The organism is Pseudocitrobacter corydidari (assembly GCF_021172065.1).
Classification (GTDB): domain Bacteria; phylum Pseudomonadota; class Gammaproteobacteria; order Enterobacterales; family Enterobacteriaceae; genus Pseudocitrobacter; species Pseudocitrobacter corydidari.
Genome location: NZ_CP087880.1, coordinates 1,007,472 through 1,031,252 on the forward strand (window position 1 = coordinate 1,007,472; position 23,781 = coordinate 1,031,252).

A 23,781-nucleotide genomic window follows, 5' to 3' on the forward strand; every position below is an offset into this window, starting at 1 on the left:
GCAGCGCGATGCGAAAACTGGTGATGATTGGCAACGGTATGGCGGCAACCCGTCTGGCTGAGCGGCTGGTGAAGGTCGCGCCAGGGGCGTTTGCCATCACCATAATCGGTGATGAACCCTGTCAGGCCTATAACCGCATCCAGCTTTCACCCGTGCTGAGCGGCGAAAAAGCCTTCAGCCAGACGCTGCTGCAATCGCCTGCCTGGTATGCAAAGCACAATATTCACGTGCGGCAGGGCGAGACGGCGCAGCAGGTCTGCACGCAAACGCAGCGTGTTGTTACCACTCATGGCGAGTTGCCGTGGGATGAGCTGGTTTTTACCTGTGGTTCGCTGCCGTTTATGCCGCCGGTTCCCGGCATTGCGTTGCCGCATGTCCACACCTTTCGCACGCTGGCGGATGTGCAGGCCATGCTGGCGACGCCCGGAGATACCGTGGTCATCGGCGGCGGTGTGCTGGGGGTAGAAGCGGCGGCGGCACTGGCGCTGAGAGGTGACAATGTCACGTTACTGCATCGTGGTGACAAATTAATGGAGCAACAGCTCGACAGTCAGGCGAGCAAGTTACTGGTGCAAAACCTGCAAGCGCGAGGGATCCGTTGCGAGCTCAACGCGAACGTGCGCGCGATTCGCGAGCCGTTTGTTGAACTTAATGATGGCCGCTGTCTGTCCGCTGTGCGCGTCGTGATGGCAACGGGCGTGCGTCCCAATATTGCTCTGGCGCAACGAAGCGGGCTCCATTGCCAGCGTGGGATTGTGGTCAATCGCCAACTGGCAACGGCGGTGCCGGGCGTGAGCGCTATCGGTGAATGTTGCGAAATCGACGGGCAAACCTGGGGATTAGTCGCACCTTGTTTGCAGCAGGCCGAGGTGCTCAGTGCGCGTCTGGCGGGCTCGCCGCAGGCGGATTTTCACTGGCAGGATAACGGCACTCGCCTGAAAGTGACCGGTATCGATCTCTTTAGCGCCGGCCCGGTAGAGCCAGCTGAAAATGACGATGTCTGGTCTTCATTCGACCCACAAAGCGGCCATTATCGCCGCCTGCTGCTGCGCGATGGCAGACTTCGCGGCGTATTGCTGATGGGCGATTGCACCGCTGCCGCCACGTTAACCGATCTTATCCAATCTCCCCAACCCGCACAGCCGGGCTGGATCTTCGACCAATTCACAGCGCAGCCAACGGCTGAAGGAAGACAAATAATGATCAAACCAACGCTTGCGGTAGTAGGGCACGGCATGGTCGGCCACCATTTTCTGCAACAATGTGTGCAGCAAAATCTTCATCAGCGCTATCAGATTGTGGTTTTCGGCGCTGAGCGTTATGCCGCCTATGACCGCGTACATCTCTCGGAATACTTCTCCGGGCGCGATGCGGCGTCGTTATCGCTTGTGGACGACGATTTCTTCGCCGTAAATGGTATTGAATTACGTCTTTCGCAGGCGGTGACGGCCATCGATCCGCAAACACACCTGATTAGCGATGCGCAGGGGCATGAACTGCACTGGGACAAACTGGTGCTGGCGACCGGCTCCTGGCCGTTTGTTCCGCCTATCCCTGGCAATGATTTGCCGGGCTGCTTTGTCTATCGCACGCTGGATGACCTGGACGCGATTGCCGCGTGCGCGAAAACGGCGACGCGGGGCGTGGTGATTGGCGGCGGGCTGCTGGGGCTGGAAGCCGCCAATGCGCTGCGCCAGTTAGGGCTGGAAACGCATGTGGTTGAGTTCGCGCCAAATCTGATGGCGGTGCAGCTCGATAACGGCGGCGCGGCGATGCTGCGCGAGAAAATCAGCGAACTCGGCGTGGGCGTACATACCAGTAAGACGACGACCGCGATTGAAGCTACGCAGCAGGGCCTGACCCTGCGTTTTGCCGACGGCGAAACGCTGCTGACCGACATGGTGGTTTTTTCGGCGGGTATTCGCCCGCAGGATACGCTGGCCCGCAGCGCGAACCTGAGCGTGGGAGAGCGCGGGGGCATTATCGTGGATAACCGCTGCCGCACCTCGGACGCGGATATCTTTGCCATTGGCGAATGCGCGCTGTGGGAGAACAAAATCTTCGGCCTGGTCGCGCCCGGTTACCAGATGGCGCGCACCGTGGCGGCGGCGCTTGCCGGTACGGAACTGCCGTTTACTGGCGCGGATATGAGTACCAAACTGAAGCTGCTGGGCGTGGATGTGGCGTCATTCGGCGACGCGCAGGGACGCACGGCGGGTTGCCAAAGCTATCAATGGGTGGATGGCCCGGCGCAGGTGTACAAAAAAATCGTGGTGAGCGCCGACGGCAAAACGCTGCTTGGCGGTGTGCTGGTGGGCGACGCCAGCGATTACCCGACGCTGCTGCAAATGATGCTTAACGCGATTGCGCTCCCGCCGCAACCCGCGTCGCTGATTTTACCGGCTCAGGAAGGCAGTGCGCCGAAAGCACTGGGCGTGGCGGCATTACCGGACAGCGCGCAAATATGTTCCTGTCATAACGTCAGTAAAGGTGATATCTGCCACGCGGTCGTGGCGGGCGCAACGGAGATGGGGGCCATCAAAAGCTGCACTAAAGCGGCAACGGGCTGCGGTGGATGCAGCGCACTGGTGAAGCAGGTGATGGAATTCCAGCTTGCACAGCAGGGTGTCGAGGTTAAAAAAGATGTTTGTGAACACTTTGCATATTCGCGACAGGAGATTTATCACCTGGTACGGGTTAACCGTATTCATACCTTTGAGCAACTGATTACCCGCTACGGTCATGGCGACGGTTGTGAAATCTGTAAACCGCTGGTGGCCTCGGTTCTTGCCTCTTGCTGGAATGACTATTTGCTGAAACCGGCTCATTTGCCGCTACAGGATACCAACGATCGCTACTTCGCGAATATCCAGAAAGACGGCACCTATTCCATTGTGCCGCGTATGGCGGCGGGCGAAGTCACGCCGGATGGCCTTATCGCTATCGGAGAGGTGGCTAAACGTTATCAGCTGTACAGCAAAATTACCGGCGGTCAGCGCATTGATCTTTTCGGCGCACGGCTGGAACAGTTACCCGCCATCTGGCGCGAGCTAATTGATGCCGGATTTGAAACCGGACACGCCTACGGAAAATCTTTACGCACGGTGAAATCGTGCGTGGGCTCAACCTGGTGTCGCTACGGTGTGCAGGACTCCACCGCGCTCGCCGTGATGCTGGAGCACCGTTATAAGGGGCTGCGCGCGCCGCATAAGATCAAAATGGCGGTGTCGGGATGCACCCGGGAATGCGCGGAAGCGCAGGGTAAAGATGTGGGCGTGATTGCGACCGAAAAAGGCTGGAACCTCTATTTGTGCGGCAATGGCGGTATGAAACCCCGTCACGCCGACCTCTTCGCCAGCGACCTGGATGATGCCACGCTGCTGCGCACCATCGACCGTTTTCTGATGTTCTATATTCGCACCGCCGATCGCCTGCAACGCACCAGCACGTGGATGGATAACCTGGAAGGGGGAATCGACTATCTGCGCGAGGTGATTCTTAATGACAGCCTCGGTATTGCCGACGAGCTGGAACGGGAAATGGCGCGCGTCATCGACAGCTATCAGTGTGAATGGCGTACGACGCTGAACGACCCGCAGCGGCTGGCGTTGTTCCGCTCATACGTTAACAGCGAGATGCCGGATGAGGCCGTGCAGCGCCATGATGTGCGTGGGCAGTTGCAGCCGGTGGAGATGCCGGTTATGCCAACGCTTAATGTCAGCACAAAACCGTGGCAGGCGATTTGCGCGCTGACCGCGATCCCCGCTCAGGCCGGAATTGGCGCGCGCCTTGGCGAGATGCAAATCGCGTTGTTCCGCTTTGGCGAAAACGTCTATGCCCTTGATAATCTTGAGCCCGGTAGCCAGGCTAACGTCCTTTCACGCGGCCTGCTGGGGGATGCGGCGGGCGAACCCATTGTTATTTCGCCGCTCTACAAACGGCGTATTCGTCTACGCGATGGCCGACAATGCGATAGCGGCGAAGCCGTGGTGCGCGCCTGGCCAGTGAAAGTGGAAAACGGCACCGTGTGGGTCAGCAATCAGCCGTTACTGCTGCGCGCGGAGGCCTCATGACTGAAACCCGAACCACATGCCCCTACTGCGGCGTAGGCTGCGGGGTGATCGCATGCGAAGAGGAAGGCGTGGTCAGCGTGCGCGGCGATGACGCGCATCCGGCCAATTTTGGCCGCCTGTGCGTGAAGGGCGCTGCGCTCGGTGAAACGACGGGTCTTGCGGGAAGGTTGTTGCACCCGGAAGTGGCGGGGCAGCGCGTCAGTTGGGCGCACGCGATCGACGAGGCGGGGAGGCGTCTGCGGGCGATTATTGATGAACACGGGCCGCAGGCGGTGGCATTTTATGCCTCCGGACAACTGCTGACGGAAGACTATTACGCAGCCAATAAGTTGATGAAGGGATTTATCGGCGCGGCCAATATCGATACCAACTCCCGCCTGTGTATGTCTTCGGCGGTAACGGGCTACAAACGTGCTTTCGGCGCGGATGTGGTGCCGTGCAGCTATGACGATGTTGAAAATAGCGACCTTGTGGTGTTGGTCGGCTCAAACGCCGCGTGGTCGCATCCGGTGCTGTATCAGCGTCTGGTGAAAGCAAAGCAGGTCAATCCGCAGATGCAGGTGGTGGTTATCGACCCGCGCCGCACGGCGACCTGTGATATCGCGGACAGGCATCTGGCGATTGCGCCCGGTAGCGACGCCGGGTTATTCGTCGGCCTGCTGCGCGAAATTGCGCAGCGGGGGGCATTCGCCCGGCAATATGCGGATGCGCAGGCGGCAAGGGATTCCGCCGAACCCTGGACCGTGGCGCGGGTTGCGGAATTTTGCGGCCTCACGGAGCAGGAAGTTAATGATTTTTATACGGCGTTTATCACCGCACCGCGCGCCGTTACGCTCTACACGATGGGCATTAATCAGTCCGCCAGCGGCAGCGATAAATGCAATGCAATTATCAATGTTCACCTGGCCTGCGGGAAATTCGCCCGCCCCGGATGTGGGCCGTTTTCGCTGACCGGACAGCCGAATGCGATGGGCGGCCGGGAGGTCGGCGGGCTGGCGACGATGCTGGCGGCGCACATGAACTTTGAGCCCGACGATCTGGCGCGTGTTGCCCGCTTCTGGGGAACGGAGCGGCTGGCGCAAACGCCGGGGTTGATGGCGGTCGATCTGTTTGCCGCGATTGGGCGCGGTGACGTCAAGGCCGTGTGGATTATGGGGACTAACCCGGCGGTTTCGTTACCGGACAGCCATGCGGTCTGCCAGGCGCTGGCGGCTTGCCCGCTGGTTATCGTCTCTGAGGTGGCCGCCGATACCGACACTTCGCGCTACGCGCATATTCGTTTTCCGGCTCTGAGTTGGGGCGAGAAAAACGGCACGGTGACCAATTCAGAACGGCGCATTTCGCGCCAGCGCGCGTTTCTTCCGGCGCCCGGCGAGGCAAAAGCCGACTGGTGGATTATCGCTCAAATGGCGCGCGCGCTGGGCTATGGCGATGCGTTCCGCTGGCAGCATCCTCACGCGGTATTTTGTGAGCACGCCGCGCTTTCCGGTTTCGAAAACCACGGCGAGCGCGCGTTTGATATTAGCGGTCTGGCGAACCTTACCCGTGCAGAGTGGGATGCACTGGCCCCCGTGCGCTGGCCTGTGCGTGCCTCCGGTGACACGCTGGATCTCCAGCAGGGCTGGCGGGCGGATAAACAGCTGCGAATGGTGCCCATCGAACCGCAGGCGACTCATGCGCGCACTGGGCAGCTTTATCCTCTGTTGCTCAATAGCGGTCGTATTCGCGACCAGTGGCACACCATGACCCGTACAGGCACCGTGCCGCGTTTGATGCAGCATATCGCGCAGCCGATGGTCGATGTTTCTGTGCAGGATGCGGAACATTTTCAGCTCCGCGACGGCGGTTTCGCCCGAATCACCTCGCGACAGGGGGTCATGGTGGCCAAAGTGTCGATTCAGGCCGGACAGCGGCCGGGCGCGCTGTTTGTGCCAATGCACTGGAATGCCTGCTTCGCGCGTCAGGGAAAAGTGAATGCGCTGGTTGACGCGGTGACCGATCCGCACTCCGGGCAACCGGAAAGCAAACAGGTTGCGGTACGCATTGCGCCCTGGCAACCGGCGTGGCAAGGGGAATTGATTTCTCGTCAGCCAGTTCCGTTACCGAGTCACGTGCAGTGGTGGCGTAAGGCGATCGACGGTTTACATCACCTGACGCTATGCGGCGATAAGATTATCTATGATGAGCTGCTGCTGTTTTGCCAGCAGCGCAACTGGCTGGTGCAGACCGCGCGGGCGGGATCGCTTTGTCATTTGCTGGCATGGCATGAAGGCAGATTGATGCTCGGGCTGTGGAGCGCTGAAACTTTGCCTGTTATCGAACTGGCGCTGATTACGGCGGCGTTTGACAGCGCGCCACAAACGCCAGCCGAGCGGCATGCGTTATTAAATGGCCGCGTCAATGGGCAACCCGCGCAGGGGCGAATTGTCTGTAGCTGTTTTAGCGTGGGGGAGACGCGAATTCGACAAGCCATCGCCGGGGGATGTACCTCTGTCGATGCATTAGGGCAAAAGCTGAAGTGTGGAACTAACTGCGGGTCATGTGTGCCGGAGTTGAGAGGGTTTATTGGTGATGTGACTGGACACCCTCACCCTAACCCTCTCCCTGAGGGAGAGGGGACCGATCGCACTTATGTTTAGGATCTGCATCGTTTTCTCCCTCTCCCTCAGGGAGTGTACGGTCCGGGGACATAGTTAACACTTGTTCGGGGACATGGTAGACACTTACAACTAAGGCATAAGAACCCGTTTATGGAGTCGCTTATGCCCTGGGATGCGAGAGATACCATGTCATTACGTTCCGAGTTTGTTCTGTTCGCCTCACAAGACGGGGCGAACATCCGTTCCCTCTGCCGTCACTACGGCATTTCTCCCGCCACCGGTTACAAGTGGCTTCGTCGCTGGGCTGAGGAAGGCGCATCCGGTCTTCTGGACCGTCCCCGCGTACCTCATCACTCTCCCAACCGTTCTCCGGATGATATCACTGACCTGCTGCGCATCGCCCATGCCCGTCATGAGCGCTGGGGCGCCCGCAAGATAAAGCGCTGGCTCGAAGACCAGGGGCACCGTATGCCCGCCTTCAGCACCGTCCATAACCTGATGGCCCGTCACGGTCTGCTACCGGGCACGGCTCCGGGCATTCCGGCCACAGGGCGCTTCGAACATGACGCGCCGAACCGGCTCTGGCAGATGGATTTTAAGGGCCACTTCCCCTTCGGCGGGGGCCGCTGCCATCCGCTCACCCTGCTGGACGACCACTCTCGTTTCTCCCTGTGTCTGGCACCCTGCACCGATGAACGCCGTGAGACCGTGCAGCAGCAGCTGGTCAGCGTGTTTGAACGCTACGGGCTGCCAGACCGGATGACGATGGACAACGGCTCACCGTGGGGCGACACCACCGGCACCTGGACGGCACTTGAGTTGTGGCTAATGCGCCAGGGTATCCGGGTGGGGCATTCCCGGCCATACCATCCGCAGACACAGGGCAAGCTGGAACGTTTTCACCGCAGCCTGAAGGCGGAAGTACTGCAGGGTAAGTGGTTCACAGACAGCGGTGAGCTGCAGCGTGCTTTCGACCACTGGCGTACGGTGTATAACCTTGAACGGCCCCATGAAGCCCTGGGTATGGCCGTTCCGGCCTCGCGGTATCAGCCGTCTGCAAGGCAGTACAGCGACAGCATTACGCCACCGGAATATGATGAAGGGGTGATGGTGAGGAAGGTCGATATCAGCGGGAAGCTGAGCATAAAAGGTATCAGTCTGAAGGCAGGCAATGCGTTCAGGGGAGAGCGGGTCGGGCTGAAGGAGACGCAGGAGGATGGCTGCTATGAAGTGTGGTGGTACAGTACAAAAGTGGGGGAGATCGACCTGAAGAAAAGGTCGATCTCCATGGGTAAAGGATGTTAAAAAGTGTTCACCATGTCCCCGAACACCTGTCTACCATGTCCCCGGACCGTACAGGGAGAGGGCCGGGGTGAGGGTTAAGAACCAGAATTTTCCCGAAATCCCCCTTAAAGCTGAAATGGTTAAGCAAACGCGATAAACTAAAAAAATGCTTTTAGTCTCACGTTTTCGTTCTCCATTCTGGTTGTTATTGCTGCTGGCGAGTGCCAGCGGCGCTGCGCGTTCATCTTTTATCCAGCAGGCCGAAAACCCTTTCGATAACAATCAGGATAACCTTCCCGATCTCGGCATGGCAAAAGAGAGTAACGAAGGCGAAAAGCACCTTGCCGAAATGGCGAAAGCCTTTGGTGAAGCCAGCATGGTTGATAACGGGCTGGATACCGGCGAGCAGGCGCGAATGTTTGCGCTGTCTAAAATCCGCGACCAGGTGAGCGGTGAGGTGAATCAGACGCTGGAAAACTGGCTGTCGCCGTGGGGCAATACCAGCGTCGCGCTTCAGGTGGATGATGACGGCGGGTTTAACGGTAGCCACGGCAGCTGGTTTGTGCCGTTGCAGGATCAATGGGATTACCTCACCTGGAGCCAGCTTGGGGTGGCGCAGCAGGATGAAGGATTGATTGGCAATGTGGGCCTCGGTCAGCGTTGGGTCGCCGGGAAATGGCTGCTGGGGTACAACACCTTTTATGACAATTTGCTGGATGAAAACCTCGATCGCGGCGGGTTAGGCGCGGAAGCCTGGGGCGAGTATCTGCGTTTTTCCGCGAACTACTACCAACCGCTGCGAACATGGTCCAATACAGAAGAGACGCTACAGCAGCGCATGGCGCGCGGCTATGATGTCACCGCGCAGGCGTGGATCCCGTCTTACCATCACATCAACACCAGCCTGAGTCTTGAGCAGTACTTTGGCGATAATGTCGATCTGTTTCACAGCGGTACGGGGTATCACAACCCGGTCGCTGTTTCACTTGGGCTCAACTATACGCCGGTGCCGCTGGTCACCTTCAGCGCGCAGCATAAGCAGGGCGAAAGCGGCGTCAGCCAGAATAATTTGGGGATGAAACTCAACTATCGCTTTGGCGTGCCGCTGAAAAAACAGCTTCAGGCCGATGAAGTGGCGATGACGCGCTCCCTGCGCGGTAGCCGCTACGATAGCCCGGAACGCAATGCCTTGCCGGTGATGGAGTCGCGTCAGCGCAAAGATTTAACCGTCTACCTGGCGACACCGCCGTGGGATCTCAGCGGGGGCGAAACGGTGCAGCTTAAGCTGCAAATTCGCAGTCTGCACGGAATTAAATCACTGAGCTGGCAGGGCGATACCCAGGCGCTGAGCCTCACGCCGCCAGCCTCACGCGATAGCGCTGATGGCTGGAGTATTATCATCCCGGCGTGGGATTACAGTGAGGGCGCCAGCAACCGCTGGCATTTGAAAGTGGTGGTTGAGGATAAACACGGTCAGCGTGTGTCGTCGAATGAGATTACCTTGTCACTGACCGAGCCGCTTGTCAGCTTCCCTGAAGAGGGGAACAGCTGGCAAGCTAATCCTTAGAAAATACGCTCCTGGTGGACCCACACGGCGGCTTCAACGCGTGATTTCAGCTTCATTTTCTTCAGCATATGCTTCACGTGCACTTTCACCGTGCTTTCCGTGATATCAAGACGGCGGGCGATCATTTTGTTGGGCAGGCCCTGCGCAATCAGTTTCAGGATATCGCGCTCGCGCGGGGTAAGCTGATTGATATCGCGGTCTGAAGTGGCGCGGTTGGCGCGCAGGCTGGCAGCCAGAACGGGCGTTAATGCTTCGCTCAATACCATCTCACCGGCGGCGGCCTGTTGCAGCGCTTTCAGCAAATCTTCCGGTTCCATATCTTTTAGCAGATAACCATCTGCGCCGCGCTTCAGGGCGGTGACCACATCTTCTTCATGGTTTGAGACACTGAACACCACTACGCGGCCAGAAAGGCTTTTCTCGCGCAGTTTGTCGAGTGTTTCCAGGCCATTCATGCCAGGCATATTGAGATCGAGCAGGATCAGATCGGGATCGAGCGTTTCAGCCAGTTCAATGCCTTGCTCGCCATTGCTGGCTTCGCCAACGACCTGAATATCCGGCGCCATACTGATGAGCTGTTTTACGCCAGTACGGAGCATCGGATGATCGTCAATTAACAGGATAGTTGCCCGTTCCTGATTACTCATGGATATCTCCTTGTTGAGTTGAGAGAGGTTTTTCAGGGATAAACGTAACCACGACTTCGGTGCCGCCGCTTTCACGGCGTCGAACCTGGCAGTCGCCGCGCAGGCTCTGCGCGCGGTCACGCATGATAATGAGTCCGTAATGGTTGCTGCGCTCGGCGTGAACCGGTACGCCGCAGCCGTTGTCCGCCACCACCAGTTTGACCTGATTATCCTGCTGCGTGACGGTAACTTTGACTTCACTGGCCTGCGAATGCTTAAGGGAATTACTCAGCGCTTCGCGGGCGATCTGTAAGACGTGGATCGCCTGGTGAGACGGTACATAGCGCGGCGGCAATTGATAATCGAGCTGCACCGGGAAACCAAAGTGCGCGCTGTACTCCTGACAGCTGGCTTCCAGCGCCGGGCGTAATCCCGGCTCGGTGAGTTGTAGCCGGAACGTGGTGAGCAGCTCACGCAATTGCGCCCACGATGTGTTCAGTTCGTTGCGAATTTGCCCCAGCAGCTCGCGGCTCTCTGGCGACAGGTCCGCGCCCTGCATTTGCAGGCAGCTCACCTGCATCTTCATACAGGAGAGCGATTGGGCGATGGAGTCATGCAGTTCGCGGGCGATGGTGGCGCGCTCTTCCATCACAATCAACTGTTGTTGCCGTTCCTGGTGTCGGTCGAGCGCCAGGGTCGCGGTCAACTGTTCCAGCAGTGTGTCGACCAGTTGCTGCTGATCGTGGCTGAGCTGGCGGCCATGCGGCAGGGTCGCCAGTAAAATACCGTATTGATTATGGCTATCTGTTAAGCGCCATTTCAGCGTGCTGCCGCCGTCCGGCGTCAGGAGATCGTCACGCGGACACAGATAGCAGCCTTTATCATCGCAGGCCATGCCGGAATGGCAGCTGAATTCCTGATGATTCTCTTCATCTTCAATATCATAAACCCGTACTTCGATTTCACGCAGCGGCGTCAGGCCCTGCAAACCATTCAACACGGGAGAAATGCGTTCACAAAGCGGGGCATTGGCGTGCAGGCGGCGATTGGCCTGCCACAGGAACGCGAGAATGGCATTTTTCTGTTCCAGCCCGGCGGTTTTTTCCTGTACCCGGCGTTCCAGCGATGCGTAACTTTCCGCCAGCTCTTCCGACATATTGTTCAGCGCCATGCCGAGGGTCGCCATTTCATTGCGGCCGCTGATTTGCGCCCGCTGGGTAAAATCGCGATGACTTACCGCGCGCGCCATGCTCAGCAGTTGCTGCCACGGACGCAGCAGGCGGGCGCGCAGCCAGATAACGGTAAACAGCAGCAACAGCGCCATGATCGCCGCCATCGCACGGTGAACCCAAACGACGTGGTGAATACGTTTTTCTGTGGTGTGGTCAAACGCCGTCACCAGTTGGTCGATACGGCCAACAAAATTCGCCACTTCACCCGCGACAACATCCTGGCTTTGCGCCTGGCGAATCCCCGGCGCGAGGCTGGACTGCCAGTATTGTTGCAGGGCGAGTAGCTGCTCCTGCTGACCATCGCGGCGAGCAGCTTCAATGAGCTCCGGGCTAAATACGGTGGCGCGCATCTCATCAAATAAAGCATTGTCCTGTTCATCGACGGGAATGGCAGCAAGCAGGCGGTAGCTCTGCATACGCAGCGAGCCGGCTTTATTAATGGCGTGCGCGCTGCCCTGGACGCCGTCAACCAGGCGGCCAGAAGTGATCATGCCCGCTACGCCAATGGCGGTAGAGAGCAGGACGATGAGCGCCAGTTGATTAACCAGCGTCAGTGGTGTAAACAGACGTTTAAACATATACAGCAGGATCCCTGACGGGGTGGCTCCCCGGTAGTGGCGTTATTTTCGGCTATCGCCTGGAGTATACCCATACCCCTAAAGGATTACCCCTTAATTGCCATGATAGTAGAGATGTTCGCAAGGGAGGAGTATATCCCTTTCAGCCATGTGAAATATCAGGTCTTTTTACGCAATATCGTCTACTCATAAAGGGTCATGATAGATTTTTGCGCAGAATAATGACGACTTTTCCTTTGATTTATATCAACTTACCTCACGGTGTAAACCCTATTGTGCCAAGGGTTGATATTAATAATCAGAGGTGTCTATGAGTCACTCAACTACCCCGGAACGGGCAAGCGGCGCTGTTATTACTGAATGGCGCCCGGAAGATCCCGAATTTTGGCAGTCGCGCGGTCACCGCGTCGCCAGCCGAAATTTATGGATTTCCGTCCCGTGCTTGCTGTTGGCGTTCTGTGTGTGGATGTTGTTTAGTGCCGTGGCGGTGAATTTACCGAAAGTCGGCTTCCAGTTTACTACCGATCAATTGTTTATGCTGACGGCGCTGCCATCGGTGTCGGGCGCGCTGCTGCGTGTGCCTTACTCCTTTATGGTACCGCTGGTGGGCGGTCGCCGCTGGACGGCGTTCAGTACCGGGATCCTGATAATCCCTTGCGTGTGGTTAGGTTTTGCGGTGCAGGATACCTCTACGCCGTTTAGTACCTTTATCATTATCTCTCTGCTGTGTGGTTTTGCAGGCGCGAACTTCGCATCCAGCATGGCGAACATCAGCTTCTTCTTCCCGAAAGAGAAACAGGGCGGGGCGCTGGGCATTAACGGCGGCCTGGGCAACATGGGCGTGAGCGTTATGCAGTTGGTTGCACCGCTGGCGATTTCCCTCTCTATCTTTGCGGCGTTTGGTAGCCAGGGCGTTGAACAGCCGGATGGCACTCAGCTTTATCTGGCGAATGCGGCGTGGATTTGGGTGCCGTTCCTGGCCATCTTTACCCTCGCAGCCTGGTTTGGCATGAACGAGCTGGCAGCGTCGAAAGCGTCTCTGCGCGAGCAGTTACCGGTTCTGAAACGCGGCCACCTGTGGATCATGAGCCTGCTGTATCTGGCAACCTTCGGTTCGTTTATCGGTTTCTCTGCCGGTTTCGCGATGCTGTCGAAAACCCAGTTCCCGGAAGTGCAGATCCTGCATTACGCCTTCTTCGGTCCGTTTATCGGCGCGCTGGCACGTTCTGCGGGCGGGGCGATTTCCGACCGTCTGGGCGGGACGCGGGTTACGCTGGTTAACTTTATCCTGATGGCGGTCTTCAGTGCGCTGCTGTTTATGACCCTGCCTGCGGATGGCGTGGGCGGCAACTTCACCGCGTTCTTCGCCGTCTTCCTCGTGCTGTTCCTGACCGCCGGTCTGGGTAGCGGTTCCACCTTCCAGATGATCTCCGTTATCTTCCGTAAGCTGACGATGGATCGTGTTAAAGCGGAAGGCGGCTCTGAAGAGAAAGCGATGCGTGAAGCCGCAACCGATACGGCGGCCGCGCTGGGCTTTATCTCCGCGATTGGCGCAATCGGCGGCTTCTTTATTCCAAAAGCTTTCGGTACGTCTCTGGAATTAACCGGTTCTCCGGCTGGGGCGATGAAAGTCTTCCTCGTGTTCTATATTGCCTGCGTGTTTATTACGTGGGTGGTATACGGGCGTAAAACTAAAAAATAAGTATGACTTTTTGATTATCAGGCGCGAGGAATCGCGCCTTTTTTTTGACCAGAGAAAAGGCGGTATGCCGACGGATAAAAATCATCTACCCCTTAATACCATTAACATCTCTACATGCAATGTTAAATCGCAAAATAACGATAAAAAACCTTATATAACAGTGGGTTAAAAAACAAAAAATACTACCACCAAGGTGGTATATGTAAAATTCTGTGTGATTACTAAGCCGTTTCATCTTGATCCCCATCAATTCCCTTCTTCTTTCAGAGCGTTAATTTCGCTGCAAATTCAGCAATGTCGATTTATCAGAGAGCCGACAGGCTCCAAACAGGAGAGACCCGATGAGTAAATTCCTGGACCGGTTTCGCTACTTCAAACAGAAGGGTGAAACTTTTGCCGATGGGCACGGACAGATTCTGAATACCAACCGGGATTGGGAAGATGGATACAGAAGCCGCTGGCAGCATGACAAAGTCGTACGTTCTACCCACGGGGTGAACTGCACCGGTTCATGCAGCTGGAAAATCTACGTAAAAAATGGCCTCGTGACCTGGGAAACCCAGCAGACCGACTATCCGCGCACCCGCCCGGATTTGCCTAACCACGAGCCACGCGGCTGCCCTCGCGGCGCCAGCTACTCCTGGTACCTCTACAGCGCCAACCGCCTGAAATATCCTCTGATGCGCAAACGCCTGATGAAAATGTGGCGTGAAGCGAAAGTGCAGCACAGCGATCCGGTTGATGCATGGGCGTCCATCATCGAAGATTCTGATAAAGCCAAAAGCTTCAAACAGGCGCGTGGTCGCGGCGGTTTCGTGCGCTCCTCCTGGCAGGAAGTGAATGAGCTGATTGCAGCGTCTAACGTCTATACCGTCAAAACCTACGGCCCTGACCGCGTGGCAGGCTTCTCGCCGATCCCGGCGATGTCGATGGTCTCTTACGCCTCCGGCGCGCGTTATCTGTCGCTGATTGGCGGTACCTGCCTGAGCTTCTACGACTGGTACTGTGACTTACCGCCAGCCTCGCCGCAAACCTGGGGCGAGCAGACGGACGTACCGGAATCGGCTGACTGGTATAACTCTAACTACATCATCGCCTGGGGCTCTAACGTGCCGCAGACGCGTACCCCGGATGCCCACTTCTTCACTGAAGTGCGTTACAAAGGGACCAAAACCGTAGCCATTACCCCGGACTACGCTGAAATCGCCAAACTGTGCGATCTGTGGCTGGCGCCGAAGCAGGGTACCGACGCCGCGATGGCGCTGGCGATGGGCCACGTGATGCTGCGTGAATTCCACCTCGACAAACCGAGCCAGTACTTCACCGACTACGTTCGCCGTTACACCGACATGCCAATGCTGGTGATGCTGGAAGAGCGTGACGGTTACTACGCGGCGGGCCGCATGCTGCGTGCCGCCGATCTGGTCGATGCGCTGGGTCAGGAAAAGAATCCGGAATGGAAAACCGTCGCCTATGACGAACAGGGTGACATGACCGCGCCGAACGGCTCTATCGGTTTCCGCTGGGGCGATAAAGGTAAATGGAACCTCGAGCAGCGTGACGGTAAAACAGGTGAAGACGTACAGCTGCGTCTGAGCCTGCTGGGCAGCCACGATGACATCGCGCAGGTTGGTTTCCCGTACTTTGGCGGCGAAGGCACCGAGCACTTCCAGAGCGTTGAGCTGGAAAATATCCTGCTGCACAAACTGCCGGTAAAACGTGTTCAACTGGCCGATGGCAGCACCGCGCTGGTGACCACTGTTTATGACCTGACACTGGCGAACTATGGCCTGGAACGCGGTCTGAACGATGAAAACTGCGCCACCAGCTACGACGACATGAAGGCCTACACCCCGGCCTGGGCGGAGAAAGTGACGGGCGTTTCCCGCGCGCACATCATCCGCGTCGCGCGCGAGTTTGCGGATAACGCCGATAAGACCCATGGTCGTTCGATGATCATCGTCGGTGCCGGTCTGAACCACTGGTATCACCTGGACATGAACTACCGTGGTCTGATCAACATGCTGATCTTCTGCGGTTGCGTCGGCCAGAGCGGCGGCGGCTGGGCACACTATGTGGGCCAGGAAAAACTGCGTCCGCAAACCGGCTGGCAGCCGCTGGCATTTGCTCTCGACTGGCAGCGTCCGGCGCGTCACATGAACAGCACCTCGTACTTCTATAACCACTCCAGCCAGTGGCGTTACGAGACCGTCACGGCGGAAGAGTTGCTGTCACCGCTGGCGGACAAATCCCGCTATACCGGCCACATGATTGACTTCAACGTGCGTGCTGAACGTATGGGCTGGCTGCCGTCTGCGCCGCAGTTAGGCACTAACCCGCTGCGTATCGCCGAAGAAGCGGAAAAAGCGGGCATGAATCCGGTGGATTACACCGTGAAGTCCCTGAAAGAGGGCTCTATTCGCTTTGCGGCTGAACAGCCGGAAAACGGTAAAAACCACCCGCGTAACATGTTCATCTGGCGTTCTAACCTGCTGGGCTCCTCCGGTAAAGGCCATGAGTTCATGCTGAAATATCTGCTGGGTACCGAGCACGGTATTCAGGGGAAAGATCTCGGCAAACAGGGCGGCGTGAAACCGGAAGAAGTGGAATGGCAGGACAACGGCCTCGACGGCAAACTGGATCTGGTGGTCACGCTGGACTTCCGTCTGTCGAGCACCTGCCTCTACTCTGACATCGTGCTGCCAACGGCGACCTGGTATGAAAAAGACGACATGAATACCTCGGATATGCATCCGTTTATTCATCCGCTGTCTGCCGCGGTTGACCCGGCCTGGGAATCGAAAAGCGACTGGGAAATCTACAAAGGTATCGCGAAGAAATTCTCGGAAGTGTGTGTCGGTCATTTAGGCAAAGAAACTGACGTGGTGACGCTGCCCATTCAGCACGACTCCGCCGCCGAACTGGCGCAGCCGCTGGATGTGAAAGACTGGAAAAAAGGCGAGTGTGACCTGATCCCAGGCAAAACCGCCCCGCACATTCTGACCGTTGAGCGTGACTACCCGGCAACGTACGAGCGCTTCACCTCTATCGGCCCGCTGATGGAGAAAATCGGTAACGGTGGTAAAGGTATCGCCTGGAACACCCAGAGCGAGATGGACCTGCTGCGTAAGCTCAACTACACCAAAGCGGATGGCCCGGCGAAAGGCCAGCCGATGCTGAACACGGCGATTGATGCGGCAGAGATGATCCTGACGCTGGCACCGGAAACTAACGGGCAGGTTGCTGTGAAGGCGTGGGCCGCACTCGGTGAGTTTACCGGTCGTGACCATAAACACCTGGCGCTGAATAAAGAAGACGAGAAAATTCGTTTCCGCGATATTCAGGCGCAGCCGCGCAAAATCATCTCCAGCCCGACCTGGTCCGGCCTTGAAGATGAGCACGTTTCTTATAACGCCGGTTACACCAACGTTCACGAGCTGATCCCGTGGCGTACGCTCTCTGGCCGTCAGCAGCTGTATCAGGATCACCAGTGGATGCGTGATTTCGGTGAAAGCCTGCTGGTTTACCGTCCGCCGATCGACACCCGTTCGGTAAAAGAAGTGATGGGCCAGAAATCTAACGGTAATCCGGAAAAAGCGCTCAACTTCCTGACGCCGCACCAGAAGTGGGGGATCCACTCCACCTACAGTGACAACCTGCTGATGCTGACCTTAGGTCGCGGCGGCCCGGTAGTATGGATGAGCGAAGTTGATGCCAAATCGCTGGGTATTGCGGATAACGACTGGATTGAAGTCTTCAACAGCAACGGCGCGTTAACTGCCCGTGCGGTTGTCAGCCAGCGTGTGCCGGAAGGGATGACCATGATGTACCACGCGCAGGAACGTATCGTGAACCTGCCGGGTTCAGAAATCACCAGCCAGCGCGGCGGTATTCATAACTCGGTGACGCGTATCACGCCGAAACCGACGCACATGATTGGCGGCTATGCGCAGCTGGCCTACGGCTTTAACTACTACGGCACCGTCGGCTCGAACCGCGATGAGTTTGTTGTAGTACGTAAGATGAAGAACATTGACTGGTTGGATGGCGAAGGCAATGACCAGGTACAGGAGAGCGTAAAATGAAAATTCGTTCACAAGTCGGCATGGTGCTGAATCTGGATAAGTGCATCGGTTGCCACACCTGTTCAGTCACCTGTAAAAACGTCTGGACCAGCCGTGAAGGCGTGGAGTACGCGTGGTTCAATAACGTGGAAACCAAGCCGGGTCAGGGCTTCCCGACCGACTGGGAAAACCAGGAAAAATATAAAGGCGGTTGGATCCGCAAAATCAACGGCAAAATCCAGCCGCGCATGGGTAACCGTGCGCTGCTGCTGGGTAAAATCTTCGCCAACCCGCATCTGCCGGGCCTTGACGATTACTACGAGCCGTTTGATTTTGATTACCAGAACCTGCACACCGCGCCGGAAGGCACGAAGGTGCAGCCGATTGCTCGCCCACGCTCGCTGATTACCGGGAAGCGGTTGGCGAAAATCGAGAAGGGCCCGAACTGGGAAGATGACCTGGGCGGCGAGTTTGAGAAGCTGTCGAAAGACAAAAACTTCGAGAACATGCAGAAGGCGATGTACGGCCAGTTCGAAAACACCTTCATGATGTACCTGCCGCGTCTGTGCGAGCACTGCCTGAACCCGGCCTGTGCGGCAACCTGCCCGAGCGGTGCTATCTATAAGCGTGAAGAAGACGGCATCGTGCTGATCGACCAGGATAAGTGCCGCGGCTGGCGTATGTGTATTACCGGCTGCCCGTACAAAAAAATCTACTTCAACTGGAAGAGCGGCAAATCTGAGAAGTGCATTTTCTGCTACCCGCGTATCGAAGCCGGTCAGCCGACCGTGTGTTCCGAAACCTGCGTGGGTCGTATCCGTTATCTGGGCGTGCTGCTCTATGATGCGGACGCGATTGAACATGCCGCCAGCACCGAGAACGAGAAAGATCTCTATCAGCGTCAGCTGGAGGTGTTCCTCGATCCGAACGATCCGAAAGTGATTGAGCAGGCGCTGAAAGATGGCATTCCGCAGGGCGTGATCGAAGCGGCCCAGCAGTCTCCGGTGTACAAAATGGCCGTTGACTGGAAGCTGGCGCTGCCGCTGCACCCGGAATACCGTACGCTGCCGATGGTGTGGTACGTGCCGCCGCTGTCTCCGATTCAGTCGGCTGCGGATGCGGGCGAACTGGGCAGCAACGGCATTCTGCCGGATGTCGAAAGCCTGCGTATTCCGGTTCAGTATCTGGCGAACCTGCTGACTGCTGGCGATACCCAGCCGGTACTGCTGGCGCTGAAACGTATGCTGGCGATGCGCCACTTCAAACGTGCGGAAAACGTCGACGGCGTGGTAGATACCCGCGCCCTGGAAGAAGTTGGCCTGACCGAAGCGCAGGCGCAGGAGATGTATCGCTACCTGGCTATCGCCAACTACGAAGACCGTTTCGTGGTGCCGAGCAGCCACCGCGAGCAGGCGCGTGAAGCCTTCCCGGAAAAAAGCGGTTGTGGTTTCAGCTTCGGCGATGGTTGCCACGGTTCAGACAGCAAATTCAACCTGTTCAACAGCCGCCGCATCGATGCTATCGATGTGAGCAGCAAAACGGAGCCGCACGCATGATTGAGCTACTCGTCATCTCGCGTCTGCTCGAATACCCGGATGCTGCCCTGTGGCAGCATCAGGACGAAGTTTTCGAGGCTCTCGCGTCTTCAGCAAAACTCGACAAAGAGGATGCCCAGAAACTGGGCGTTTTCCTGCGCGATTTGACTGCGCAGGATCTTCTCGATGTTCAGGCGAACTACAGCGAATTGTTCGACCGTGGCCGCGCCACGTCGCTGCTGCTGTTCGAACACGTTCATGGGGAATCCCGCGATCGCGGTCAGGCGATGGTTGACCTGATGAACCAGTATGAGCAGCACGGTTTGCAGCTGGATAGCCGCGAACTGCCGGACCATCTGCCGCTGTATCTGGAATATCTCGCTCAGTTGCCGGAAAGCGAAGCCATTGGCGGATTGCAGGATATTGCGCCGATTCTGGCGCTGTTAAGCGCGCGTCTGACCCAGCGTGAAAGTCGTTATGCGGTGCTGTTTGATACGTTGCTGAAAATGGCGCACAGCGAAGTGGACAGCGACAAAGTCGCCGAAAAAATCGCTGATGAAGCGCGCGATGATACGCCACAGGCGCTGGACGCAGTCTGGGAAGAAGAACAGGTGAAATTCTTCGCCGACCAGGGCTGCGGCGAGTCTGAAATTGCGGCTCACCAACGCCGGTTTGCGGGGGCTGTCGCGCCGCAATATCTGAATATCTCTAACGGAGGAGAGCGATAATGCACTTCCTGAATATGTTTCTCTTCGATATCTACCCGTACATTGCGGGCTCAGTATTTCTGATTGGTAGCTGGCTGCGTTATGACTATGGTCAGTACACGTGGCGCGCGGCATCCAGCCAGATGCTGGATCGCAAAGGGATGAACGTGGCGTCGAACCTGTTCCACCTGGGGATTCTGGGTATTTTCGCCGGTCACTTCCTCGGGATGCTGACGCCGCACTGGATGTACGAAGCGTGGCTGCCGATTGAAGTGAAGCAGAAAATGGCGATGTTTGCCGGTGGCGCAAGCGGGGTACTGTGCCTGATTGGCGGCGTGATGCTGCTGAAACGCCGTCTGTTCAGCCCGCGCGTTCGTGCGACATCAACCGGGGCGGATATTCTGATTCTGACGCTGCTGGTGGTGCAGTGTGCGCTGGGTCTGCTGACCATTCCGTTCTCCGCGCAACATATGGACGGTAGCGAGATGATGAAACTGGTGGGCTGGGCGCAATCGGTAGTGACCTTCCACGGCGGCGCATCTGCGCATCTGGACGGCGTGGCACTCATCTACCGCGTGCACCTGGTGCTTGGCATGACGCTGTTCCTGCTGTTCCCGTTCTCGCGTCTGGTGCATATCTGGAGCGTGCCGGTGGAATATCTGACGCGTAAGTACCAGATTGTGCGTGCGCGCCACTAAACGCGGTTAGCATTGATGACAAACCCTGCTTCGGCGGGGTTTTTTTATGGGCCCGGTGCGGTGTGAATTGTCGGATGGCGCTTCGCTTATCCGACCTACGGGCGGGGTGCATTTGTAGGCCCGGTAAACGCAGTGCCACCGGGCGGAAATGCGCTCGGAATAACAAACTTTGGGTTTTTCAGGAAGTGATGGTGGTGGGGGAAGGATGACTCAGCGCTACGCGCTTCGCCCTTCGGGTCGTTGCCTGCGGCAACGCTTTCTCGCTACGCTCGAATCGAACCTTGGTCGAAGCTTCTCGTCCTTCCCCGCATGGGCAGAACATAAAACGATATGGATAAGTTTGAAATGAGTTTTATCAGGAAGTGATGGTGGTGGGGGAAGGATTCGAACCTTCGAAGTCGATGACGGCAGATTTACAGTCTGCTCCCTTTGGCCGCTCGGGAACCCCACCAGGGGTAATTCAAATTTTGAGGTAATGCTTGAGATGGTGGTGGGGGAAGGATTCGAACCTTCGAAGTCGATGACGGCAGATTTACAGTCTGCTCCCTTTGGCCGCTCGGGAACCCCACCACGGGGTAATGCTTGGTACTGGCCTGCTTCCTTGTGGGGAAGCGGGGCGCATCATATCAAATGACGCGCCGCTGTAAAGCTTTCGTTTGAATAAAATGAACCGTTTGCGTACTTTTCATCCGTAACGCGTTAAAGGCAACCAATTCATTTTATTAGTGATTAAAGAATAATCGTCCGGTTGCCGTAGACGAACACGCGCTGGGCCAGCACCTGGTACAATGCGCGGCTTAATACATTCTTCTCGACGTCACGACCGGCGCGCATCATATCTTCCGCAGTATAGGTGTGATCAACGTGAATCACGTCCTGCATGATGATCGGGCCTTCGTCGAGATTATCATTCACGTAATGCGCGGTGGCCCCGATGATCTTCACGCCGCGTTCGTAGGCCTGGTGATAAGGGCGAGCACCAATAAAGGCCGGCAGGAATGAGTGGTGAATATTGATAATTTTATTTGGGAAACGTGACACAAAGTTCGGCGTCAGGACGCGCATATATTTCGCCAGCACCACGTAATCCGGGTCGTGTGCGTCAATGGCATCGGCCATTTGCTGGTCGTGCTCATCGCGCGTCAGCCCTTCGTGGCTCACCAGCTGGAACGGAATATCAAAACGCTCAACCAGCGTGCGCAGGGTTTCATGGTTGCCAATCACCGCGGCAATTTCCACATCCAGACCACCGTAATTCGCTTTCATCAGCAAATCACCCAGGCAGTGCGCCTCTTTGGTGACCAGAATAACGATACGGCGACGGCCTGCCGGGTTCAGCTCACGGATAGAACCTTCCGGTAATGCGCTGTCTAAATCTGCCAACAGCGTGACATCGTTAAATATGCCTTCCAGCTCGGTACGCATAAAAAAGCGTCCAGTACGGTGATCAACGAATTCATTGTTCTGCACGATATTCAGTTCATGCTTGTAACAAATATTGGTAATTCGTGCGATCAGGCCTTTTTGATCGGGGCAGATTGTGCGGAGAACTTTGCGTTGTAATGAGTGCATTGCCGGGTAAATCCTGTTGATGATGTTTGCGAAACTGAGCGGGTCGAATTACTGCCCGCAGCATTTTTTAAATTTTTTCCCTGAACCGCAAGGGCAGGGGTCATTGCGGCCAAATAGGGGGCGTGTGCCATCAATATAGTACCACTGACCGTTTTCTTTTAAGAATCTTGAACGCTCAATGATAGCGCCGTTCTTGTTATGGTCGTGAAAACGCGCCACGAAGCTCACAAAACCTTCGTCGCCGTGGGTGCCGTCTTCGGTCGCGAAGACGGTAAGCCCAAGCCATTGCGTTGTGGCAAAACCGTTTTCAATATCCTGGCGATAATCGCCAGCCTGACAGGACGGATGCCAGGTTTTGATTAAATAATCTGCGTTTTTCATCACAAAAGCGCTGTAACGAGAGCGCATAAGGTGTGACGGCGTCGGTGCAACCTGTGCACCAGACAGATAACGTTGGCAACATGCGCTATACTCGACAGCGCTGCCACAGGGGCAAAGTTCAGACAAAATCGTCTCCCTGTACAATAATGAATGGCGCGATTGACGCCGGGTGGCACTATGTTAACCGAGCGGTGGCAATGTTGCCACGATGAAGCGAGAGGATGTCCACCGGTACGAATGAGAAAAGTTAAAATTGGTTTGGCTTTGGGATCGGGCGCAGCGCGTGGCTGGTCCCACATTGGTGTCATTAAAGCACTACAGCAAATGGGAATTGAGATCGATATCGTTGCGGGTTGTTCCATCGGTTCGCTGGTGGGCGCAGCGTACGCCAGCAATCGTCTCCCCGCACTCGAAAAGTGGGTCTGCTCCTTTAGCTACTGGGATGTGCTGCGCCTGATGGATCTCTCCTGGCGTCGCGGCGGGTTGCTGCGCGGTGAGCGTGTGTTCAGTCACTACCGACAGGTGATGCCCAACGATACCATTGAGCGTTGCGAAAAACGCTTTGCCGCCGTGGCGACGAATCTCAGTACCGGAAGAGAACTGTGGTTTACCAAAGGCGATCTGCATATGGCCGTGCGCGCATCCTGCAGTATTCCTGGCCTGATGTCACCGGTGCTGCATAATGGCTACTGGCTGGTTGATGGCGCAGTGGTCAACCCCATTCCCGTTTCGCTGACGCGCGCCCTCGGCGCGGATATCGTGATAGCCGTCGATTTGCAGCATGATGCGCATCTGATGCAGCAAGATTTAATGTCGGTCAATATTCAGCCCGACCCGGAGGAGAGCGATAATCCCGATACGCTCTCCTGGCATGAGCGACTGCGTGTGCGTTTAGGCCGCGTAGCATCACGCCGCACCTCCGTGACGCCAACGGCGATGGAAATCATGTCCACCTCGATTCAGGTGCTGGAAAACCGTCTGAAACGTAACCGTATGGCGGGCGATCCACCGGATATCCTGATTCAACCGTTTTGTCCGCAGATCTCAACACTGGATTTTCACCGAGCCTCTTCTGCAATTGCCGCAGGTCAGTTAGCGGTAGAAAAAAAGACAGATGAGCTCTTACCTTTAGTTCGTGCCTCAATTTGAGACACTTTTAAGA

General features: G+C 56.8%; 14 protein-coding genes, 2 tRNA genes and 1 other RNA gene. 10 read left to right on the top strand and 7 right to left on the bottom strand.

Annotated features, from left to right (window positions below; genetic code table 11):
- Positions 1-8: 8 nt before the first annotated feature.
- The 4 genes from nirB (at position 9) to G163CM_RS04695 (ending at position 9,524) form a co-directional block, all read left to right on the top strand.
- Positions 9-4,073, top strand: a complete 4,065-nt coding sequence (gene nirB, locus G163CM_RS04680; RefSeq protein ID WP_231827074.1) for a nitrite reductase large subunit NirB — start codon at positions 9-11, stop codon at positions 4,071-4,073.
- Entirely contained in the window at positions 4,070-6,712 is a 2,643-nt protein-coding gene (locus G163CM_RS04685) for a nitrate reductase (protein WP_231827075.1), read from the top strand. The genes nirB and G163CM_RS04685 overlap by 4 nt, the downstream gene beginning before the upstream one ends.
- A gap of 123 nt (positions 6,713-6,835) precedes the next feature.
- The gene (locus G163CM_RS04690; RefSeq protein ID WP_420851270.1) at positions 6,836-7,978 is read left to right on the top strand and encodes an IS481 family transposase; all 1,143 of its coding nucleotides are present in this window, start codon (positions 6,836-6,838) and stop codon (positions 7,976-7,978) included.
- Positions 7,979-8,123: 145 nt separating this feature from the next.
- The gene (locus G163CM_RS04695; protein WP_231827076.1) at positions 8,124-9,524 is read left to right on the top strand and encodes a YchO/YchP family invasin; all 1,401 of its coding nucleotides are present in this window, start codon (positions 8,124-8,126) and stop codon (positions 9,522-9,524) included.
- On the opposite strand, the gene narL is transcribed toward G163CM_RS04695, so the two are convergent.
- Both narL and narX read right to left on the bottom strand, forming a co-directional pair.
- The gene (gene narL, locus G163CM_RS04700; RefSeq protein WP_015964145.1) at positions 9,521-10,171 is read right to left on the bottom strand and encodes a two-component system response regulator NarL; all 651 of its coding nucleotides are present in this window, start codon (positions 10,169-10,171) and stop codon (positions 9,521-9,523) included. The genes G163CM_RS04695 and narL overlap by 4 nt on opposite strands.
- Positions 10,164-11,960, bottom strand: a complete 1,797-nt coding sequence (gene narX, locus G163CM_RS04705) for a nitrate/nitrite two-component system sensor histidine kinase NarX (RefSeq protein ID WP_015964146.1) — start codon at positions 11,958-11,960, stop codon at positions 10,164-10,166. The genes narL and narX overlap by 8 nt, the downstream gene beginning before the upstream one ends.
- A 310-nt stretch (positions 11,961-12,270) precedes the next feature.
- Between narX and G163CM_RS04710 the strand changes: the two genes are divergently transcribed.
- The 5 genes from G163CM_RS04710 (at position 12,271) to narI (ending at position 20,666) form a co-directional block, all read left to right on the top strand.
- Positions 12,271-13,662 carry a NarK family nitrate/nitrite MFS transporter gene (locus tag G163CM_RS04710; protein ID WP_231827077.1) on the top strand — a complete coding sequence of 464 codons (1,392 nt, stop codon included), beginning with the start codon at positions 12,271-12,273 and terminating at the stop codon, positions 13,660-13,662.
- Positions 13,663-14,003: 341 nt separating this feature from the next.
- A complete protein-coding gene (locus tag G163CM_RS04715) occupies positions 14,004-17,747 on the top strand; it encodes a nitrate reductase subunit alpha (RefSeq protein WP_015964148.1) in 3,744 nt (1,247 codons plus the stop codon).
- The gene (gene narH / locus G163CM_RS04720) at positions 17,744-19,282 is read left to right on the top strand and encodes a nitrate reductase subunit beta (RefSeq protein ID WP_231827078.1); all 1,539 of its coding nucleotides are present in this window, start codon (positions 17,744-17,746) and stop codon (positions 19,280-19,282) included. Before G163CM_RS04715 ends, narH begins: the two co-directional genes overlap by 4 nt.
- Positions 19,279-19,989: a nitrate reductase molybdenum cofactor assembly chaperone gene (gene narJ, locus G163CM_RS04725; protein ID WP_231827079.1), complete on the top strand. Its 711-nt coding sequence runs from the start codon at positions 19,279-19,281 to the stop codon at positions 19,987-19,989. The genes narH and narJ overlap by 4 nt, the downstream gene beginning before the upstream one ends.
- Positions 19,989-20,666 (top strand): respiratory nitrate reductase subunit gamma, encoded by a 678-nt coding sequence (gene narI / locus G163CM_RS04730; protein WP_015964151.1) that lies wholly within the window; start codon positions 19,989-19,991, stop codon positions 20,664-20,666. Before narJ ends, narI begins: the two co-directional genes overlap by 1 nt.
- 189 nt (positions 20,667-20,855) lie before the next feature.
- Here the strand turns inward: narI and G163CM_RS04735 are convergent.
- The 5 genes from G163CM_RS04735 to G163CM_RS04755 all read right to left on the bottom strand — a co-directional run bounded on the left by G163CM_RS04735 (position 20,856) and on the right by G163CM_RS04755 (position 22,745).
- Positions 20,856-20,986: non-coding RNA, RtT sRNA (locus tag G163CM_RS04735), on the bottom strand.
- Positions 20,987-21,032: 46 nt separating this feature from the next.
- A tRNA-Tyr gene (locus tag G163CM_RS04740) sits at positions 21,033-21,117 on the bottom strand.
- 34 nt (positions 21,118-21,151) lie between these two features.
- Positions 21,152-21,236 (bottom strand) — tRNA-Tyr (locus tag G163CM_RS04745).
- Between the two features lie 159 nt (positions 21,237-21,395).
- Positions 21,396-22,238 (bottom strand): formyltetrahydrofolate deformylase, encoded by an 843-nt coding sequence (purU, locus tag G163CM_RS04750; protein WP_015964152.1) that lies wholly within the window; start codon positions 22,236-22,238, stop codon positions 21,396-21,398.
- A 48-nt stretch (positions 22,239-22,286) separates the two neighbouring features.
- Entirely contained in the window at positions 22,287-22,745 is a 459-nt protein-coding gene (locus G163CM_RS04755) for a YchJ family protein (RefSeq protein ID WP_231827080.1), read from the bottom strand.
- A 111-nt stretch (positions 22,746-22,856) separates the two neighbouring features.
- On the opposite strand from G163CM_RS04755, the gene rssA reads away from it, so the two are divergent.
- Complete coding sequence (rssA, locus tag G163CM_RS04760; RefSeq protein WP_231827081.1) at positions 22,857-23,768, top strand: patatin-like phospholipase RssA; 912 nt, start codon at positions 22,857-22,859, stop codon at positions 23,766-23,768.
- Positions 23,769-23,781: the final 13 nt, after the last annotated feature.

What these genes read in the sequence shown, in the direction of transcription:
- nirB (WP_231827074.1), top strand. Translation starts at nt 9, where the DNA reads ATGCGAAAACTGGTGATGATTGGCAACGGTATGGCGGCAACCCGTCTG.
- G163CM_RS04685 (WP_231827075.1), top strand. Translation starts at nt 4,070, where the DNA reads ATGACTGAAACCCGAACCACATGCCCCTACTGCGGCGTAGGCTGCGGG.
- G163CM_RS04690 (WP_420851270.1), top strand. Translation starts at nt 6,836, where the DNA reads ATGCCCTGGGATGCGAGAGATACCATGTCATTACGTTCCGAGTTTGTT.
- G163CM_RS04695 (WP_231827076.1), top strand. Translation starts at nt 8,124, where the DNA reads ATGCTTTTAGTCTCACGTTTTCGTTCTCCATTCTGGTTGTTATTGCTG.
- narL (WP_015964145.1), bottom strand. Translation starts at nt 10,171, where the DNA reads ATGAGTAATCAGGAACGGGCAACTATCCTGTTAATTGACGATCATCCG.
- narX (WP_015964146.1), bottom strand. Translation starts at nt 11,960, where the DNA reads ATGTTTAAACGTCTGTTTACACCACTGACGCTGGTTAATCAACTGGCG.
- G163CM_RS04710 (WP_231827077.1), top strand. Translation starts at nt 12,271, where the DNA reads ATGAGTCACTCAACTACCCCGGAACGGGCAAGCGGCGCTGTTATTACT.
- G163CM_RS04715 (WP_015964148.1), top strand. Translation starts at nt 14,004, where the DNA reads ATGAGTAAATTCCTGGACCGGTTTCGCTACTTCAAACAGAAGGGTGAA.
- narH (WP_231827078.1), top strand. Translation starts at nt 17,744, where the DNA reads ATGAAAATTCGTTCACAAGTCGGCATGGTGCTGAATCTGGATAAGTGC.
- narJ (WP_231827079.1), top strand. Translation starts at nt 19,279, where the DNA reads ATGATTGAGCTACTCGTCATCTCGCGTCTGCTCGAATACCCGGATGCT.
- narI (WP_015964151.1), top strand. Translation starts at nt 19,989, where the DNA reads ATGCACTTCCTGAATATGTTTCTCTTCGATATCTACCCGTACATTGCG.
- purU (WP_015964152.1), bottom strand. Translation starts at nt 22,238, where the DNA reads ATGCACTCATTACAACGCAAAGTTCTCCGCACAATCTGCCCCGATCAA.
- rssA (WP_231827081.1), top strand. Translation starts at nt 22,857, where the DNA reads ATGAGAAAAGTTAAAATTGGTTTGGCTTTGGGATCGGGCGCAGCGCGT.